Origin of the sequence: Streptomyces sp. TBY4 (genome assembly GCF_024213195.1) — a bacterium.
Classification (GTDB): domain Bacteria; phylum Actinomycetota; class Actinomycetes; order Streptomycetales; family Streptomycetaceae; genus Streptomyces.
Genome location: NZ_JANAVF010000001.1, coordinates 202,558 through 218,732 on the forward strand (window position 1 = coordinate 202,558; position 16,175 = coordinate 218,732).

The 16,175-nt window shown below is 72.3% G+C and carries 15 protein-coding genes; 4 read left to right on the top strand and 11 right to left on the bottom strand.

Features of this window, described 5'->3' with window-relative positions; all coding sequences use genetic code 11:
* Positions 1–7 precede the first annotated feature (7 nt).
* Positions 8–889, top strand: a complete 882-nt coding sequence (locus NLX94_RS00935; protein WP_254380586.1) for an AraC family transcriptional regulator — start codon at positions 8–10, stop codon at positions 887–889.
* Here the strand turns inward: NLX94_RS00935 and NLX94_RS38765 are convergent.
* The 4 genes from NLX94_RS38765 to NLX94_RS00965 form a co-directional block, all read right to left on the bottom strand.
* Positions 867–4,304: an endo-alpha-N-acetylgalactosaminidase family protein gene (locus tag NLX94_RS38765; RefSeq protein WP_302168625.1), complete on the bottom strand. Its 3,438-nt coding sequence runs from the start codon at positions 4,302–4,304 to the stop codon at positions 867–869. The genes NLX94_RS00935 and NLX94_RS38765 overlap by 23 nt on opposite strands.
* Before the next feature lie 195 nt (positions 4,305–4,499).
* Positions 4,500–5,822 (bottom strand): PQQ-binding-like beta-propeller repeat protein, encoded by a 1,323-nt coding sequence (locus NLX94_RS00955; RefSeq protein WP_254380587.1) that lies wholly within the window; start codon positions 5,820–5,822, stop codon positions 4,500–4,502.
* Between the two features lie 146 nt (positions 5,823–5,968).
* Complete coding sequence (locus NLX94_RS00960) at positions 5,969–7,291, bottom strand: MFS transporter (protein WP_254380588.1); 1,323 nt, start codon at positions 7,289–7,291, stop codon at positions 5,969–5,971.
* A gap of 168 nt (positions 7,292–7,459) precedes the next feature.
* A complete protein-coding gene (locus NLX94_RS00965) occupies positions 7,460–7,834 on the bottom strand; it encodes a YbjQ family protein (protein ID WP_254380589.1) in 375 nt (124 codons plus the stop codon).
* A 215-nt stretch (positions 7,835–8,049) separates the two neighbouring features.
* On the opposite strand from NLX94_RS00965, the gene NLX94_RS00970 reads away from it, so the two are divergent.
* Complete coding sequence (locus NLX94_RS00970) at positions 8,050–8,523, top strand: SH3 domain-containing protein (protein ID WP_254380590.1); 474 nt, start codon at positions 8,050–8,052, stop codon at positions 8,521–8,523.
* Between the two features lie 48 nt (positions 8,524–8,571).
* Here the strand turns inward: NLX94_RS00970 and NLX94_RS00975 are convergent, their stop codons facing one another.
* From NLX94_RS00975 to NLX94_RS01000, 6 genes are all read right to left on the bottom strand, one after another.
* Positions 8,572–8,940 (bottom strand): NTP pyrophosphohydrolase, encoded by a 369-nt coding sequence (locus NLX94_RS00975; RefSeq protein WP_254380591.1) that lies wholly within the window; start codon positions 8,938–8,940, stop codon positions 8,572–8,574.
* Positions 8,941–8,964: 24 nt separating this feature from the next.
* Positions 8,965–9,444, bottom strand: a complete 480-nt coding sequence (locus NLX94_RS00980; RefSeq protein ID WP_254380592.1) for an ATP-binding protein — start codon at positions 9,442–9,444, stop codon at positions 8,965–8,967.
* Positions 9,445–9,495: 51 nt separating this feature from the next.
* Positions 9,496–10,479, bottom strand: coding sequence for an AAA family ATPase (locus NLX94_RS00985; RefSeq protein WP_254380593.1), 984 nt, complete (start codon positions 10,477–10,479; stop codon positions 9,496–9,498).
* A 4-nt stretch (positions 10,480–10,483) separates the two neighbouring features.
* A complete protein-coding gene (locus NLX94_RS00990) occupies positions 10,484–11,695 on the bottom strand; it encodes a T4 RnlA family RNA ligase (RefSeq protein WP_254380594.1) in 1,212 nt (403 codons plus the stop codon).
* A 72-nt stretch (positions 11,696–11,767) separates the two neighbouring features.
* Positions 11,768–12,451, bottom strand: a complete 684-nt coding sequence (locus NLX94_RS00995) for an epimerase (RefSeq protein ID WP_254380595.1) — start codon at positions 12,449–12,451, stop codon at positions 11,768–11,770.
* An 83-nt stretch (positions 12,452–12,534) separates the two neighbouring features.
* The gene (locus NLX94_RS01000) at positions 12,535–12,969 is read right to left on the bottom strand and encodes a VOC family protein (RefSeq protein ID WP_254380596.1); all 435 of its coding nucleotides are present in this window, start codon (positions 12,967–12,969) and stop codon (positions 12,535–12,537) included.
* A gap of 217 nt (positions 12,970–13,186) precedes the next feature.
* Here NLX94_RS01000 and NLX94_RS01005 point away from each other — a divergent pair, with 217 nt between their 5' ends.
* The gene (locus tag NLX94_RS01005) at positions 13,187–13,906 is read left to right on the top strand and encodes a YoaK family protein (RefSeq protein ID WP_254380597.1); all 720 of its coding nucleotides are present in this window, start codon (positions 13,187–13,189) and stop codon (positions 13,904–13,906) included.
* A 30-nt stretch (positions 13,907–13,936) separates the two neighbouring features.
* Here NLX94_RS01005 and NLX94_RS01010 read toward each other — a convergent pair whose 3' ends face one another.
* Entirely contained in the window at positions 13,937–14,887 is a 951-nt protein-coding gene (locus NLX94_RS01010; RefSeq protein ID WP_254380598.1) for a hypothetical protein, read from the bottom strand.
* Positions 14,888–15,198: 311 nt separating this feature from the next.
* On the opposite strand from NLX94_RS01010, the gene NLX94_RS01015 reads away from it, so the two are divergent.
* Positions 15,199–16,164, top strand: a complete 966-nt coding sequence (locus tag NLX94_RS01015; protein ID WP_254380599.1) for an urea transporter — start codon at positions 15,199–15,201, stop codon at positions 16,162–16,164.
* Positions 16,165–16,175 lie beyond the last annotated feature (11 nt).

Consider the following 16,175-nt stretch of genomic DNA (forward strand, 5'->3'; position numbering starts at 1 on the left):
TCCGCAGATGGCGACGCCTCCGTACAGCAGCTGGATGCGGTACTTCTCCCCGACCGCCAACCACCGCCGGCTCGGTCTGGTGTGCCTCGGTGTCGGGGTGCAGCAGGGCCTGCTGCCGGTGGTCGGGCCGCGCGTGCTCGACCACCACGTCGCGGTGGTGGTCTGCGCCGGCCGGGGCTGGTTCAGCCACGGCGGGCGGGCTCCGCAGCCGGTGACGGCCCCGGCGCTGCTGTGGCTGGTGCCCGGGGTGGAGCACCACTACGGCCCCGATCCGCGGACCGGCTGGGACGAGTGCTTCGTGGATTTCGCCGGCCGCAGCGTGGAGGCGTACGCCGACCTCGGCTACCTCACCCCCGACCGGCCGCTGGTGCCGCTCAGCGATACGGCCGGGGTGCGGCACGTGGTCGACGGGATCGTACGGGCGGCCCGGCTCGGCGGCCCCCTCCTGGAGGTGGAGGCCGCCGCGGCCGTGCACGGGCTGCTCGTGGCGCTGCGCTACGCCCGGGCCGGGGTGTCGCGGCAGGGGGACACCGTGATGGACACCCTGGCCCGGGACGCGCTGCTGCCGATCTCGGTGGCCGAGCACGCCGCCCGGCTCGGGATGAGCCTTCCCGAACTGCGCGGGGCGGTCCGGGGCAGTACCGGGGAGGGGGTCAAGGAGTACCTCCTCGGCATCCGCCTGAGCCGGGCGAAGGAGCTGCTGGCCCGGACCGACCTGCCGGTCGCCGGGGTCGCCCGGCGGGTCGGTTACGAGGACGCCGCCTACTTCAGCAGGCTGTTCAGCCGCCGAGTGGGCGTGGCGCCCGTCCGGTTCCGCCAACAGCAGTCGGTGCAGCAGCAGTCCGCGCGGCGGACCCTGTCCCCCGTCACGGCAGGTAGCCGATGTTGAGTTCCGCGACCGCCGTCCACGGATTGCCCGAAACCTCCCTCGTGGCCTTGAGCTTCACGTAGCGGGCGGTGCGCGCCGTGAAGGCGACGTCCTGCTGCGCGGTGGTGTTGGTGAAGGTGCCGGAGGCGGCCGCGGTGCCCCAGGTGACCCCGTCCGTGGACGTGAGGACCTGGTAGTCGGCGATGCGCCCGTTGCTCTGCGTCTGCCGGGGCAGGTAGTGCAGGGCGGAGACGTTGTACGAGGCGCCGAGGTCGAGGGTGATCTCGTGCGGCATCGGCGCGGTGGCCTGGTACCACTGGGTGTGCCAGATGGTGGCACTGTCGCCGTCGAGCACGTTGGCGGCGGCGCCGTTCTCGCCTGCCGTCTCCTGGCTGTCGACGGCCTTGACGCTCATCTGCGCCTGCGGGACGAGCAGTTCGCCGCCACCCCCGGTGCCCAGGTCGTCGATGGCGAGGTCGTCGAGGATGAAGTCGGCCTCGTTGTGGGAGCCTTCGCCGGTGACCTTCCGCAGGCCGATCCAGGCGTCGGTCCCCGCGGTGAAGGTCTTGGTGAAGGTGGTGGCCGCCCTGGCCTGGTTCAGCGCGGTGGCCGTCTCGGTGCTGCCGGAGCCGGTGATGAACTGGTAGTCGCCGCTGAAGCCGTTCTCGTAGCTGAAGGTGACCTTGTACGAGCGGCCGGGGGTGAACCGCAGGGTCTGCGGGAGGGTGCGGTAGACCAGGCCCTGCCGCTCCTCGTGCGACTTCAGCGAGTTCTGCCCGCTGATCACGTCGTCGACCAGCTTTCCGTTCCATCCCGCCTGGGTGTACGGGGCGTTGCGCTGGGCGATGTGGGTGCGCGGGTCGGTGGCCGAGCCGCCGGCGCCGCCGAAGGCGAAGGGGCCCCAGCCCGCGTCGACGTTCTCGAAGTCCTCGGTGAACCAGTGGCCGTTCAGCGGGGTGCGGGCGGATCGGACCACCCGTACGTCGTCCAGGTAGACGGTGCCGGAGCCTGCGGCCGCGGACAGCTTGAGGGTGGCGGCGGACTGCCCGGCCGGCACGTCGAAGAGCACCTTCATGCGCTGCATCTTGGTGCCGTTCTTCTCGCTGCCGCCGAGGCTGTTGGTCAGCGTGGAGGAGTCGGCGTGGACGGAGGCGGCCGTGCCTCCGGCCGGGGTCACGGTGAGGGTGGTGGCGCGGCCGGCCGGGGTGGAGACCCAGACGGAGGCGGCGTAGGTGCCGGGGGCGAGCCCGGTGAGCTGCTGGGAGACGGCGGGCGCGGTGCTCGCGGCCATCGTGAGCTCGTTCTGCCCCTGGGCGTTGCGGGCGACGGCGGCGCCGGTCCCGGTGACGTTCCAGGCGTTCAGGTTGCCGGAGAAGAAGGAGGGGTCCTTGACGGGGGTGCCCTCGCCCCACTTCGGGTCGGCCTGGGCGGGGGCGGCGCCGTTGGTGACGACGTAGGCGGTCCTCGCGGCGGCGTTGAGGGTGACCTGCCCGCCGGTGACGGCCAGGTCTCCGACCAACTGGCGGCCGGCGTCGGTCAGTTTGTACAGCTTGGGCGAGGACCAGCCGGCCGGCAGGGTCCAGGTGGTGGAGGCGGCCTTGTCGTTCCAGTGGTAGAGCTTCCCGTCGCGCGGGAGCAGGTAGGCGGAGCCGTCGAGGACGGTCCGGCCGGCCGTGGTGATCCTGCGGGTGTTCCCGGAGGTGGTGACGGTGGTGCCGTTGGCGAGGGTGACCGCGTTCGCGGTCCACTTCACGATCGGGGATTCCTGGAGGTACTTGGTCGGCAGGTTGGTCGCGAAGGTGGTGGTGAGGAAGGAGGTGAAGTCCCGCTTGCCCTGCCAGCCCTCGTAGGCGGTGATCTCCGCGCCGCCGAGCAGCGGGTTGGCGGCGATCCAGTCGTCCTTGGTGTGGTTGGCGATGAAGCGGGCGATGTTCGAGTTGATGCCCTTGAGGTCGGTGCCGCCGTAGTTGACGTCGGTGGCCCAGTGGTGCCAGAGGGACTGTCCGGTCAGGGAGGCGGGGAACTCGGTGGCGAGCTGGTAGCCGAGGCCGCCGATCTCGCGTTCGAGCTTGCGCGAGAGGTAGCCGTCCCCGTACCAGACGTCCACGTAGAGGAAGTCCAGGCCGGGGGCGGCCGCCTTGAGGTCCTGGAGCCGCTTCAGGCGCCCGCCGGACTGGCCGTCCTTGCGGGTGTCCACGTAGTACGACTGGTCGAGCCAGTCCCAGCCGAGGCCGCCGGTCTGGTGCGCCGGGTCGAAGGTGGCCGAGACCGGGTACTCCTCGGTGGCGTTGATGTGGACGCCGAAGTCGGCGTTGTAGGTGTGGCCGACGGTGGTGAGGGTGTTCAGGTCGGTGGCGCCGCCGAGCTTGGAGCCGATGTTCTTGTAGTCCATGTGGGCCGAGTCGTGGCCCTCGGAGGCGTATCCCTTGAGCAGGACGAACTGGCCGAGGCCGTCGGTGGCGAGGTTGACCCGCTTGGTCTCGTCGAGGGTTTCGGCGAAGGGGTGCGTGGCCGCGGAGGCGAAGTTGAAGGGGATGCGCTGCACGACGCGGTCGGCGGTCTGCTGCCAGCCGGTGGGCGCGGTCCAGATGTCGCGGTAGGCGACCGCCGCGTCCTGCCAGTCCACGGTGGAGTCGGCGTTGCGGTCGGCCGTGATCGCGACGCGTACGTAGGGCAGCGGCTCGGTGTCGGTGTCGGCGGCGCCCGTGGCCCGGTAGAGCCAGGATCCGCTCCACAGGCCGGCCCGGCGGTAACTGCCCTTGTCCGTGACCTGCTTGCTGATCCGGCCGTTCTCGTTTGCGGTGCCGCCCGAGGGGGCGTCGTAGTACGAGTTGGAGTCGATGGCCGCGGCCAGTTTCCCGGTGTTGGCCAGGCCGTACATCACGGTCGTCGCGGAGGCGTCCACCGGGGTGTTCGCGGTGACCGGGGTGAAGGTGTCGCCGGTGCCGGTGGTGGCGGTGTGCATCTTGGCGGTGGAGAGCGCGGCGCCCGCCTGGCTGCTGCGGACGCTGACCAGGTTGTGGTTCGGGATGGCGAAGCTGCGTACGCGCAGGGCGGCTGTGTCCTCGATCGCGGTGACCTTGAACTCCACCACCGAACCGGTCACCGAGAGCCGGGACCTGATGGTCACTCCGGAGAAGGCCAGCGCGTAGTCCACGCCGGAGGCGGAGGGTGTGGAGGTGACGGTGGGGGTGTAGGTGGTTCCGTTGACGACGATCGCGCCGATGGTGTCCTCGTTGCCGTTCAGCACGTCCCCGGTGGCGGTGCGGGTGTAGCTGATGACGCGGGGGAAGTCGCTGTCCACGCTGACGGACAGCTCGGGCGAGGTGATCGTCACGGGGCCGGCCGCCACGGCGGGGGCGGCGGGCACGGCCACGACCAAGGTGGCCACGAGACCGGCCACCGCGGCTGCGGCCGGCCAGAGGGGGGTTCGCATCGGACCTCCGGGAGTCGGCGCTTCCTGGGCGGAAGACCGCACACCGTGAAGGCCGGCGGTCCGCTCACTGACCTGACAGCCTGCGGACCCCGGCCCGGCAGGCCCATGGACAAAGCCGCACCCCGTCCTGGACTTATGTGACGGGTGGGTCGGGTGAGCGGACGCGGCCCGGCGCCCCCGCTCCCCGATCGGGGGTCAGCGGAGTTCGTAGGCCGTGAAGGGCTTCCACTCCGAGCTGCTGCCCTCGTAACGGGCGCCGATGAACCGGCCCTTATACCTGAAGACCGTGTCCACGCCGACGTGGCCCTCCGGGAACCCGCGGGACTCGCGCTGCTTGCCCGTGGCGGCGTCCATGACGCGCAGGCCGAATTCGGGACTGTCGTCGAGCCCGGTGACGACCGTCAGCTTCTCGCCCTCGGGGAGGATGCGGTACGCGGTGTCGCCGTCGAGGTCATCGTCCCAGACGCGCTTTCCGGTGGCCAGGTCGAAGGCGGTCAGGGTGTAGCTGTAGGTGCGCGAGGACTTGCCCCGGCGGGGCACGGTGTAGAGCCTGGTGCCGTCCGCGGCCGCATCGAGCCGGTCGTGGATCTTTATCTCGCCGTAGGGACCGCTGAACTCGATCGGCGGGTTCGGGCGGCCGGTGCCGCCGAAGGAGAGGTAGGCCCCGGAGTCCGAGTCGCCCGATTCCGAGGCCGCCACGACCACCGGGTCGGCGGAGACGAATTCCGCACGGGCGTCCCAGGGGACGGAGGTTCGGCCCCCGAGCGGGGTGGACCACAGGAGCGCGCCGCCGGCCGGGTCGAAGGCGGCGGCGTGCAGCTCGGCGTCGCTCGGGAACTCGTCCCACGAGCTCTTCTTGGTGCCTCCGCAGGCGAGAAGGGCGGCGACCTGGCGCTCGGCCACCGCGGTCCTGCCCGGGAGACAGCCGTCGGGGAGCGCCGCCTTCCAGCGGGGCTGCCCGGTGCGCACGTCCAGGGCCCGCAGGTCGTGCCCGTCGACCAGCACGGCGACGCCGCTACCGGCGGACACCTCGGGGTGCAGGGCGCGGGCAAGGGCCGGCGCGGAGGCGGGAGCGGCGGTCTGCCAGAGCTCGCCGCCTGTCTTCATGTCGATCGCGACGGCGACGGCACAGTCCTTGCCCTTGGCGGAGGAGGAAGCGCCCTCGGCGTCCCGGACCAGGACCACGACGGATCCGCCGGTGTCGGCGGTGGCGTGGCAGATCGCCGAGCGGCCGGGCGGCACGTACTCCCAACTCCGCTTGCCGCTGGAGGCTTCGTACCCGCACACCGCGTCGAAGCGGCTGCGGACCAGGGTGTCGCCGGACAGCCAGGCCCCGTTGCCCTTCTCTGCGCCCTTGGTGTCCTCCACCGGGGTATCCCAGACGACGCCCAGTTCCTCGGGCCCGAAGAGGGAGCAGGCGGCGGTGAGTGAGCAGAGGGCGATCAGGGCCGCAGCCCTCGCGGCCGGGGTGCGGCCGGCCCTTCTGCCGGACGGTCGGCCGTTCACCTGTGCGTTCAAGTCCCGCTCCCCCGAGTACGTCGCCGTCAACGGCCCGCGGGACTCCCCGCGTTCCTTGGCGGCGATCATCATGGGAAGTCGATCATCCGGGACGGAAAGCGCACCCCCACCGGCCGGTGACGGGTACGGTCCGATCCGTGACGGCACTAGACCCGCTCGATTCCCTCCGCTCCAAGGTGAGTTGGCTTCGCGACCTCGGGCGCGCCGCGCCGGATCCACAGCAGGGCGCCCGCCAGGAGCATCGCGCCTCCCGTCAGCCAGGGCAGCGGGCCGCTCGGCAGCACGCCGACGAGAAGTCCGGTGAGGGCCCCGGCCAGTTGCAGGGCGAGGGACTGGACCGAGAGCGCCGTGGCCCGTCCCGCGCTCGGCACCCGGCGGTGCAGGAGGTCGTTCTGGCTCGGTCCCGCCGCGCCGAGGCCGAGGTACACCAGGCCGTATCCGAGGACCGCGAGCCCCAGGGCGAGCGGGCCCGCCGCCACGGCGGTGGCGCCGAGCAGGAACAGTCCGCTCGCGGCGGCGCCGAGGCCCGCCAGGACCGCGCGCTCGCCGCTGCCCGCGAGCCGGGCGGTCAGGGGTGCGAGGTGGTTGCCGAGCCCTGAGCAGAGGAAGCCGGCGCAGGCGAGGACCGCGAAGAGCATGGCACCCGATTCGGGCGCCCCCGTGAACGATGCCGCGCGGCCCGGCGTCAGCAGTTCGAGCGCGGCGAGCGCGCCGCCCGCGGCCGCCGCGCTCAGCAGCACCCGGCGGATCAGGGGGTCGCGGCCGCCCAGCCGGACGCCCTCGGCGATGGTGGCCGGGATGCCGTGGAGCACGGAGCTCAGGGTGCTCGGCGGCCGGGGCGGCTCGGGCAGCGCGGAGAGCACGTACAGCACGAAGCCCGTCACCACCACCGCGCCCAGCAGCGGTGGCGCGGAGAGCGGGAGCACCAGCCCGGAGGTCGCCCGGCTCAGCCCGGCGGCGGATCCGCCCTGGGCGAGCAGCCAGGGGAGCGCGCCCCCGAGCAGGGTGCCCGCCGCGAGCGCGGCGGAGACCGCGGTGCCGCCGCGGGCCAGTCCGGTGCGCAGTTCGGCGTCGGGGCCGGAGTGGGCCTGGACCGTGTCCACGTACCAGGCCTCGGCGGGCCCGCTGGACAGCGCGCGCCCCGCGCCCATGAGGGCCATGCCGAGGGCGAGGACCCAGGCCGCGGTGCCCAGGCCCTGGAGGACGAAGGCCGCCAGGTTCAGGAGGCCGGCCGCGGCCAGCACGGCGCGGCGCCCGAGGACGTCGGAGAGCCCGCCCGTGGGCAGTTCCAGTACGGCGGCGGTGACGGAGTGCGCGACGAAGAACGCGGCGACGGTGGCCAGGGACATGCCGCGCTCGGTGAAGAGCAGGATCAGCGGGCTGACGGCCAGGCCCACGGGGAACCAGTAGAGGACGCAGGCGGTCACGTAGCGGCGTCCGGCCGTACGCGGGTCCAGGGGCTCGGTCACGGTCACGACGCGGCCCCGGGGCCGGGCTCGGCCGGCTCGGACTGGGGCTGGGGCTCGCGTATGCGTTTGATTTCTTCGCAGATCACCAACGGAGGCTAGAGCCCGGCCCCGGTGATCGCCAAGAGTCGATCACCGGAACTTCCTCCGGCACCTAGTGCGGTCACAGCACTAGGTGCTCGCCGGCACCAGGATCACGGCCGTACCGTACGCGCACACCTCGGTGCCGAGGTCGGCCGCGTCGGTCACGTCGAAGCGCATCATCAGCACGGCGTTCGCGCCGCGCGCCTTCGCCTGTTCGATGAGGCGTTCCATGGCCTGGTTGCGGGTCTCCACCAGGGTCTTGGTGAGACCCTTCAGCTCGCCGCCAATCATCGATTTCAGGCCCGCGCCGATCTGGCTGCCCAGATGGCGGGAGCGCACGGTGAGGCCGAAGACCTCTCCGATGACCTGCTCGACCCGGTAGCCGGGGACGTCGTTCGTCGTCACCACCATGACACCGGTCTGCTGCGCGCCGGGGCCGCCGCCGTAATCCTCGATACCCATGGCATCCACTCTGGGTGCGCCGGGCGGCGCCCGCATCCGGAGGCGGGGCAGGAGCCCGCGGAGCAGTCGCATATTGGGCATATCGGGCTACGTCACGGTGCGTCAGCGGGATCTCCCCGCCCCGCGTCGCCATAGTCGTCCCTGGCAACCGCCCGGTTGCCGCCCCGTCCCGCGTTCTGCGGCACGGGCGGACGTCTTCTCTGAGGAGCCGGCTCATGCTGAAGCCCACCAGGACCATCCTCGCTCTCACCGCCGGAAACCTGGTGCTCGGCCTGGTCGGGGCGGGCACGGCCGTCGCGGCCGGCCACCCGGTGTCCGACGACCCCGGCCGGGCGGCGATCGCCCCCGCCGACGGGGACGGCTTCGGCCGCGACGACTACGACGGGTACGCCCGCGGCGTCGTCGTCTCGAAGGGCTCGCTGGCCGTCCGCAGCAGGCCGACCACCCACTCCCAGAAGGTGGGCCGGGTGTACCCGCACGAGAAGCTCGCCATCGCGTGCAAGGAGCGCGGGGAGCGGGTCGACGGGAACAACATCTGGTACCTGCTCGAGGAGCGGGACCGGAAGGACTTCCGAGACGAGGACCGCAAGGGCGCGATGAACTCGAAGGCCGGCAAGTACGACGACGACAGCTGGGTCTCGGCCCGCTACGTCAAGAACCTCGGCAAGGTCGAGTACTGCCGCTCGTAGCCGCTCCCGGCCGCCCCGGCTCCTGGGCGGCTCCCCCGCATCCCCTGCCTACGCATCCGGGCGTACGGTGCGCGGTCCCACGCACCGCGCACCGTACGCCCGTACCCGTTCGCGCAGTTCCCGGTCCGCCGTGACCACCACGCATCCCCCGTCCCCGCGCTCCGCGCAGGCGGCGGCCGCCAGCTCCACGATCCGGTCGTCGCCGCTGCCCGGCGCCTCGTCCACCCGTACGCCGGGCACCGAGGCGACGCCCCGGGCCGCGCCTTCGACGACGAGGACGATCTCCTCGCCCCGGTCGCGCAGCGCCAGCCGGTCGCGGAGCCGCTCGGCGGCGCCGCGCCGGTCCCGCCACCAGCCGTCCGGGACGGACCCGACCACGTTGGCACCGTCCACGATCAGCAGGTTCGACTCGTCCACCTCCCCAGTATGGCGAGCCGGCCGTCAGGTCTGGGCCAGGGGCGCGTCGAACAGGTCGAGCTCCGCCCGCGTCGGCGGCTCGAACTGCTCCTGGCAGCTCCTCAGGAGCTCGGCCGTCAGCACGACCGATCCCGGCTCGTCGTTGCGCAGGGCGATCCGCCGCTCCAGTTCCTCCATCGGCACCTGGAGGTAGCGCAGTTCGACGGCGGCGCCCGCCGCGCGGGCCAGGAGCCGCTTCTCGTCGCGCTCCGCCCGCTCCCAGAATCCGTTCTCCAGGATCACGACGGCTCCGGAGGCCAACAGCGCCTGGGCGTGCTGCCAGAGACACCGCTCGACCCGTTCCCTGGCCGCGCCGTCGAAGAGGTCGAAGCCCATCCCGGCAAGCCATTCGTCCGGACACAGGCGCACGGCGGACAGCTCCCGAACCAGCCTCTTGGCCACCGTGGTCTTGCCGGCACCCGGCAGCCCGCACAGCAGCACCAGCCTCGGCGCTCGATCGGCCATGCCCGCCTCCTCCGCCTTCTCCTCGCTTCGAAGAACGCCCCGTAAGTCGCCCTAGAAATCGCCGTAGTTGACCTGCCAGGTCGCCAGCCCCATCCGGCGCCAGATGGCCACGACGCGGTCGCGGTCGTCCAGGGAGACCCGGACCGCGTAGCGGTGGCGTACGTGCGCGTTGAACAGCTCCGCCTTGACGATGTCGTCGCGGCGCGTGTCGCCCGCAGCCCGCATCCACAGCTCGTCGTACGGGACTTCGTGCTCCCGCAGCCAGGCCTCGGTCGGCTCCCGGTGCTCCTCGCCCCGCCCGGACAGCAGCACGACCGTGTCGCCGTCGGCCCGCCGGAAGGAGTCCAGCGCGTCGCGCACCGGCGCGTTCAGCGTGTCGAGGCCGCAGCGCGAGAAGTCGTACGGATTGCGGTCCCCGGTCATCGCGAGCGTGCCGTCGATGTCGCACATTACGGCCGTGGGCAGCGCCGGGTCCGGGACGTACGGGGACACGTCCGGCTGGTCGTTGAGCCAGTCCGCGGTCAGCCGCCAGCCGCCCTTCCTGGCCTTCGCGTGCTTGTCCGCGAGTATCCGGATGATCTCCTCGCCGACCTGCCGCTCGCGCGCGCCGTCGCGCCGCAGGCACTCCTCCACGGGCACGTCGGTGAAATCGTGCACCACGAAGGTGGCCCGGCCCGCGACGGCCGCCTTCAGCCGCTTGGGGATGTACGAGGTCAGATGGGTGTTGTCGACGACCACGTCGAAGCCGCCCTCGACGGCCGCGCTGACCGCCGCGTCCTGGATGTCCAGCACGGTCTGCTCGTGCTTGTACGAGCGCCCGCGCTCCGGGTCCGGCACGTCGAGCATGGCCCGCAGGTCGTCGAGGTTGACGCGGCGCATCCGGCCGCCGGACTCCGCCTGGAGGGCGCGCGCGGCGGTGGTCTTCCCGGAGGCGGGCAGACCCGTCATGACGTGGACCACCGGCAGCGCGGGGGTCCCGGTTTCGGGTGCTGCCGCTTCGACTACTGCTTCGGCTTCGGCTACTGCTTCGGACACGGGTTCAGTTCTCCTCGTCGTTCGTGAAGGGGTCGGACGTCTCGGGCCGCACCTGCCGCCAGGTGACCAGCTCGGTCGTCCTGCCGTCGAGCCGCTGGAACAGGGCGCCGCGGACCCCGCTGTCGCGGATCGTCGTCTTGGCGGCGCGCGCGAACGCGCCCCGGTCGCCGGCCAGGTGGGCCAGCGAGGCGTAGGCCTCGTCGATGGCGCGCTCGCGCAGCGCGGCCTCGTCCTCCAGGCGTTCGATCACCGAGCGCACCCAGTGGTCGAACTCGTCCGGCACCTGTTCCAGCAGCGCGTCGAGCGGCTTGCCGCCCGAGGCCTCGATGTCGGCGACGGTGCAGTTCAGCCCCTGGGCGAGCTGCTTGAGGGGCAGGCCGGCGAACCGCTGGATGCCGTGGCCGCGCCAGATGTCCCGCTCGGTCACTCCGGTGAGCACCTTGTGGAGACGTACGTACTCGGCGATCTTGGCCTTGGCCCGGACGCCCGAGGCGAAGCGCAGGACGAAGCCCTCCGCGTCGGTGCCGGTCGCCGGGGCCCCGCCCGGCAGGGTGCTGGACCCGGTCAGCTCGAGCAGCTCGCCCAGCGGCATGGCGGGCCATACGGTGACCACGGAGCCGATGCCCTGCCAGTGGCCGGCGGCTTCGGAGAGCGGCACCTCGGTGCCGTCCGCTCCGTACGCGGCGAGGAGGACCAGGTCGCGGCGGTCCCCGTAGTCCACGACGATACGGTTCTGCGGGTACAGGATCTCCGCGAGGTAGGTGGTGCCGGGGACCAGCGCGGAGGTGTCCCGCGCGTCGAGGCGGCGCTGCGCCCAGACGGCCTGGGTGCTGGTGAAGGAACCCTTGGACGCGGCCCGCCACTTGCCCGCGTAGTGGAAGAGCACCCCGAGACTGCCGTCGACCTTGTCGTAGACCTCGAACGGCTCCTCCGGCAGCGCGGGCGCGTACGGCCGGCCCGACTCGTGCTCGCCGACGTTGAAGAACTTGGGCAGCGGCAGCGCGACGACCTCGCCGGTGACGTCGTCGGCGACGAGTCCGCGGCAGCGCGTGGTGACCCGGTTCCAGACCTGCTCGTACTGGGCGGTCCGGGTGTAGGTGTAGAGGGACAGCGGCAGCTCGGGGTGTGCCTTGCGGGCCACGTATCCGGCGTCGATGGCCTCGGTCAGCGCCTGCGCGGGCATCAGGTCGTGCAGAGTCAGGCGGTCCTGGCTCATGGGGTTCCTCCCGGTTCGAGATGCCTCATTCTCGGGTGCGCCGGCCCCCCGCCGAAACCGAATATCCGCCCGTCAGCGCAGGTCCGCCCCGCCCAGACGGTTGATGTCGCGCGGCCGCAGGATCCTCTGGGTGTCGCTGCCGGGCCCGGCGGCGGCGACGGCGATCATGGCGCGCCCCAGGGCCCCGGTGGTGGTCACGAGGTGGGGTGCGAAGCGCCGCAGGACCGGGAAGAGCGGCGCGGTCACGGCGTACGCGGCACGGTAGAGCGGGGTCTTGGAGGGGATCCCGCGGTCCGGCTGCACGATGCCCGGCCGGAACATGTACGCCTCGAAGGGCAGCTTCAGGAGGTCGTTCTCCGTCTTCCCCTTGACCCGGGCCCACATGGAGCGGCCGTTCTCGGTGCTGTCGGTGCCCTCGCCGGACACGTAGGCGAAGGTCAGCCGCGGGTTGGCGGCGGCGAGGGGGCGGGCTGCGGCGAGCGTCAGGTCGTAGGTGATCCGCCGGTACTCCTCCTCCTTCATGCGGAAGGAGGAGACACCGAGGCAGAAGAAGCACGCGTCGTACGAGGCCAGGTCCGGCCCGGGCACGGACAGGTCGGTCGGATCGGCCCGGACGAGCTCGCGCAGCTTGGGATGGGTGACGGCGAGGGGGCTGCGCCCGACGGCGAGCACGCTCTCGACGGACTCGTCGCGCAGGCACTCGCGCAGCACGCCCCGGCCGATCATTCCGGACGCACCGAAGAGGATGACGTTCACGGGGCCAGCCTAGGCCGTCTCTTCCGGATCTTGCCGGTCAGGCCCGCGTCGTCCGGAAGAGACGGCCTAGGTCCGAGCGCTCCTCAAGGGGAGACGCACAGCTCGTTTCCCTCGGGGTCGGCGAGGGTGGTCCAGGTGAAGGGGCCCTGGCTGCCTTCGTGCAGGTGCTCGGCCCCCTTGGCGAGGAGCCGCTCGACCAGGGCCCGCGGGTCGTCCCCGCCGGTGCGGACGTCGAGGTGGACGCGGTTCTTGACGGTCTTGGGCCCTTCGACGAACTGGAAGAGGACGCGGGGCGCCCGTTCCAGACCCTCAGGGTGACGGATCCCCTGACCCGCCTTCCAGACGAGGACACCCCGGTGCGTGGTGGTGTCCTCCTCGGTCGCCCGGCCGGCGGCGATCATCTCGCGGATGAACTCCTCGTCACTGGGCTCTACTTCCCACCCGAGGGCCTCGGCCCACCAGTCGGCGAGGGCGTGCGGCGCGGCGGAGTCCACGGTGACCTGAAACGTATATGCCATTCGGTGACCCTAACCACGCCACCCCCGGCTCCCCCGAACGAATCGCCGACGAATCCGGGTTCGCCCGCATCCCCGGCAGGCCTCCCGCCGACGCGGGTCGATGCCGCTCGGGTGGGTGGGGCGGCGCTAGCCTTCCCGGGGCGGAGCCCCGCCCTTCCTGCGGGGTGCGCGAGTCACTCCGCAGCCGGCCCGCCCGTGCGACGACCGGAGGGACGCCTTGACCCCGACCCCCGCCCCACCGCCGCGACGCGGGATCCTGCGCCCGCTGGCCGCGCGGCTGTTCCCTCCGGAGGCCGCCGGCGCGGAGTCTCCCCACGGGGTGCTGCCGCCGCTGCTGATCGTCCTCACCTTCGTGAGCGGTGTGGTCGACGCGGTGAGCTACCTGGGCCTCGGCCACGTCTTCGTGGCCAACATGACGGGCAACGTCGTCTTCCTCGGCTTCGCCATCGCCGGGGACCGGTCCCTGTCCGCCCCCGACTCCCTGCTCGCCGTCGGCGCCTTCCTGGCCGGGGCGGCTGCCGCCGGGCGGCTGCGGCGGAGCACCGGGGCGGCCAGGATGTTCGCGCCGCTGGTGGCGGTGCAAACCGTCCTGGTGGGCGGGGCGCTGGCCCTGACCGCGCTCGGAGCCGGGCCTCCCGGAGTCATCGCCCTGCTCGCCCTCGGCATGGGCCTGCAGAACGCCGTCGTGCACCGGCTCGCCCTCCCCGACCTCACCACCACCGTCGTCACCAGGGCCCTGACCGGACTGGCGGCCGATCCGTGGGGGCCCGGTCCGCTGCGTCGCCTCGTGACGGTCGTGGCCCTGCTGCTCGGAGCCCTCGCAGGCGGTCTCCTGACGCTTCGCCACGGTCCGGCGTGGGCACTGGCCCTGGCCGTGGCGCTCTTGGGGTGCGTGACCCTTTCCGCGTCGAGGGCGGCCGCCGGGCCGCACCCGTAGCAGCCGCATCGGCTCGGCGGATCCGCCCGCTCACTTCCGCGGACGGCCCCGCTCACGCCGCTCCGCAACGAAGGCCGCGAACGTCAGCACCGCCGCCCCGACCGCCACCCAGAGCAGCACCGCGCCGAGGGGCCGCAGCCATCCCACCCCCGTCGGGGCGGCGGCCGAAAGGCAGGCCGTCGCCGTCATGCCGAGCGGGAAGACGCTCGCCCAGCGCCGGACGTCGTAGCGGGGCCGCGGCCGGACCGCTTCGGCCGCGAGGAGCACGGCGTACCAGGCCAGGGAGACGCCGAGGGCGGCCAGGGTGACGGTACGCAGCCCCGTGTGCGCCCATCCCGTCCACAGCGGTGACGCCGTGAGCCCGGATCCGGCGAGGGCGGTGATGGACAGCGCCCCGCCCGCCACCCAGTGGTCGCCCGCACCCGAGACCACCTGCCGGAAGTCGAAGCGCACGAGCGCCTCGACGTAGAGCACCAGTCCCAGGCAGAAGGCGGCCAGTGCGGCCCGGCCGAGCCAGTCGTGGCCGGTGGGGGCGGCCAGGGTGGCCGCCAGGACGGCGAGACCCTGGGTGGCCACGCAGACGAGGAAGGCCGCCCCGGGCATCCGGTACCCCCAGTGCCGCAGTACGGCGACCAGCAGCCCCGGCCAGAGCGCGGCGGCCAGCGCCAGCAGCCCGAGGGCCACGGACTGCCATCCCAGGAGGGAGAGCCGCGTGCCGAGCACGGTCGTGGCGGCCACCGCGGTGAGGGCCGCCGGGGTGTCGGCCTCCGCACGGAACCGCCGGCGGTCGCCCAGGAGCCGGGCGGCGAAGTCGGCGGCGAGTACGAGCCACAGCGCGGCGGCGAGGGCCAGCGCGGCGATCGACAGCGCGTCCCGGCCGATCAGGTGCAGCCCGGCCGAGATGATCCCGGCCGCCATGACGGCGGCGCCGGCGGCCGGCGACAGCTCGGCCCACCACCGGGCACCCGGATTGACTCGCACCCCGCCAAGGGACACCACGGCGCCGGGTCCGGGCGGTGCGACGCGCCATCGGTGCGGGGGTGATGACCCTTCCGGGCGCGAGGGAGAGCCTTGTTCGACCATCGGGTTTTTGGTTCAGATATTCCGATCCTATTTCCGTCCGGCGGAATGGAAATGACGAGCACATTTACAACAATCGGGCCGCGTCCGCCCACATACCCGACACGCCCATCTCCGGTCAGAATTAATTGGGTTCCCCGGTACTGTCGTCAACGCACCGCCGATTCACGGGCCTTTAAGGGCCCTCTTCTTTTTGTCCAGGAGAGAATGCAATGCAGGCCTTGGCAACGGAGCCCGCACGCCAGGCTCCGGCTCAACCCGCGAGTTTCATCCAGGAAGTCCTGCGCGGTGTCGCCCAGGTCGATTTCATGCCGAGCGCGATCACCGGCATCTTCTTCCTCGCCGCCCTCGCCGCCGCCGGCTGGCAGTACGCCCTCTACGGCCTCCTCGGCGCCGTCGTCGGCACCGCCACCGCCTACGCGTTCGGCATCGACCGCGAGATCGTCTCGGCCGGGCTGCGCGGTTTCAACGGCACCCTCGTCTCCCTCGGGTTCGCCGTCTTCCTCGGGTGGGACCACCTCTCCACCCTGCTGCTCGCCATCGGCGGCAGCGTCACCGTGGTGGTCGTCACCTCGGCGCTGGCCACCGTCCTCGGCACCTGGAACATCCCCACGTTCACCGCGCCGTTCTGCATCATCGCGAGCGTCATGACCATCGCGGCCCCGAGCTTCTCCCGGGTGTGGCACACCGGCCCCGATCTGGCGGCGCTGCCCGCGGCCGCCGCGGGAACCACCGCCCTGGACTGGGGGCAGCTCTGGCGCGCCTTCTTCGCCAACGTGGGCCAGATCTTCTTCATGCCCCAGTGGTACGTCGGCCTGATCTTCCTCGCCGGCATCTTCGTGGCCAGCCGGGTCGCCGGGGTCATGGCCTGCGTCGGCAGCGTCACGGCCATCTTCGTCGCCTGGGCGATGGGTTCACCGTCCGAAGGCGTCGCACAGGGGCTCATGGGCTACAGCAGCGTGCTCGTCGCGATGGCCCTGTGCGGTGTCTTCCTCGTCCGGTCCCGGTGGAGCTTCGCGTTCGCCGTGCTGGGCGCAGCGGCCGCGACCGGACTCACGGCCGCGATGACCGCCTTCTTCGCCCCGTTCGGCGGCCACACCTTCACCTGGCCGTTCGTGCTGACCACGGTCGTCTTCGTCGCCGCCGTGCCCCAGATCCCGCGGCTGCACCGGACCTGACGCCACCTCAG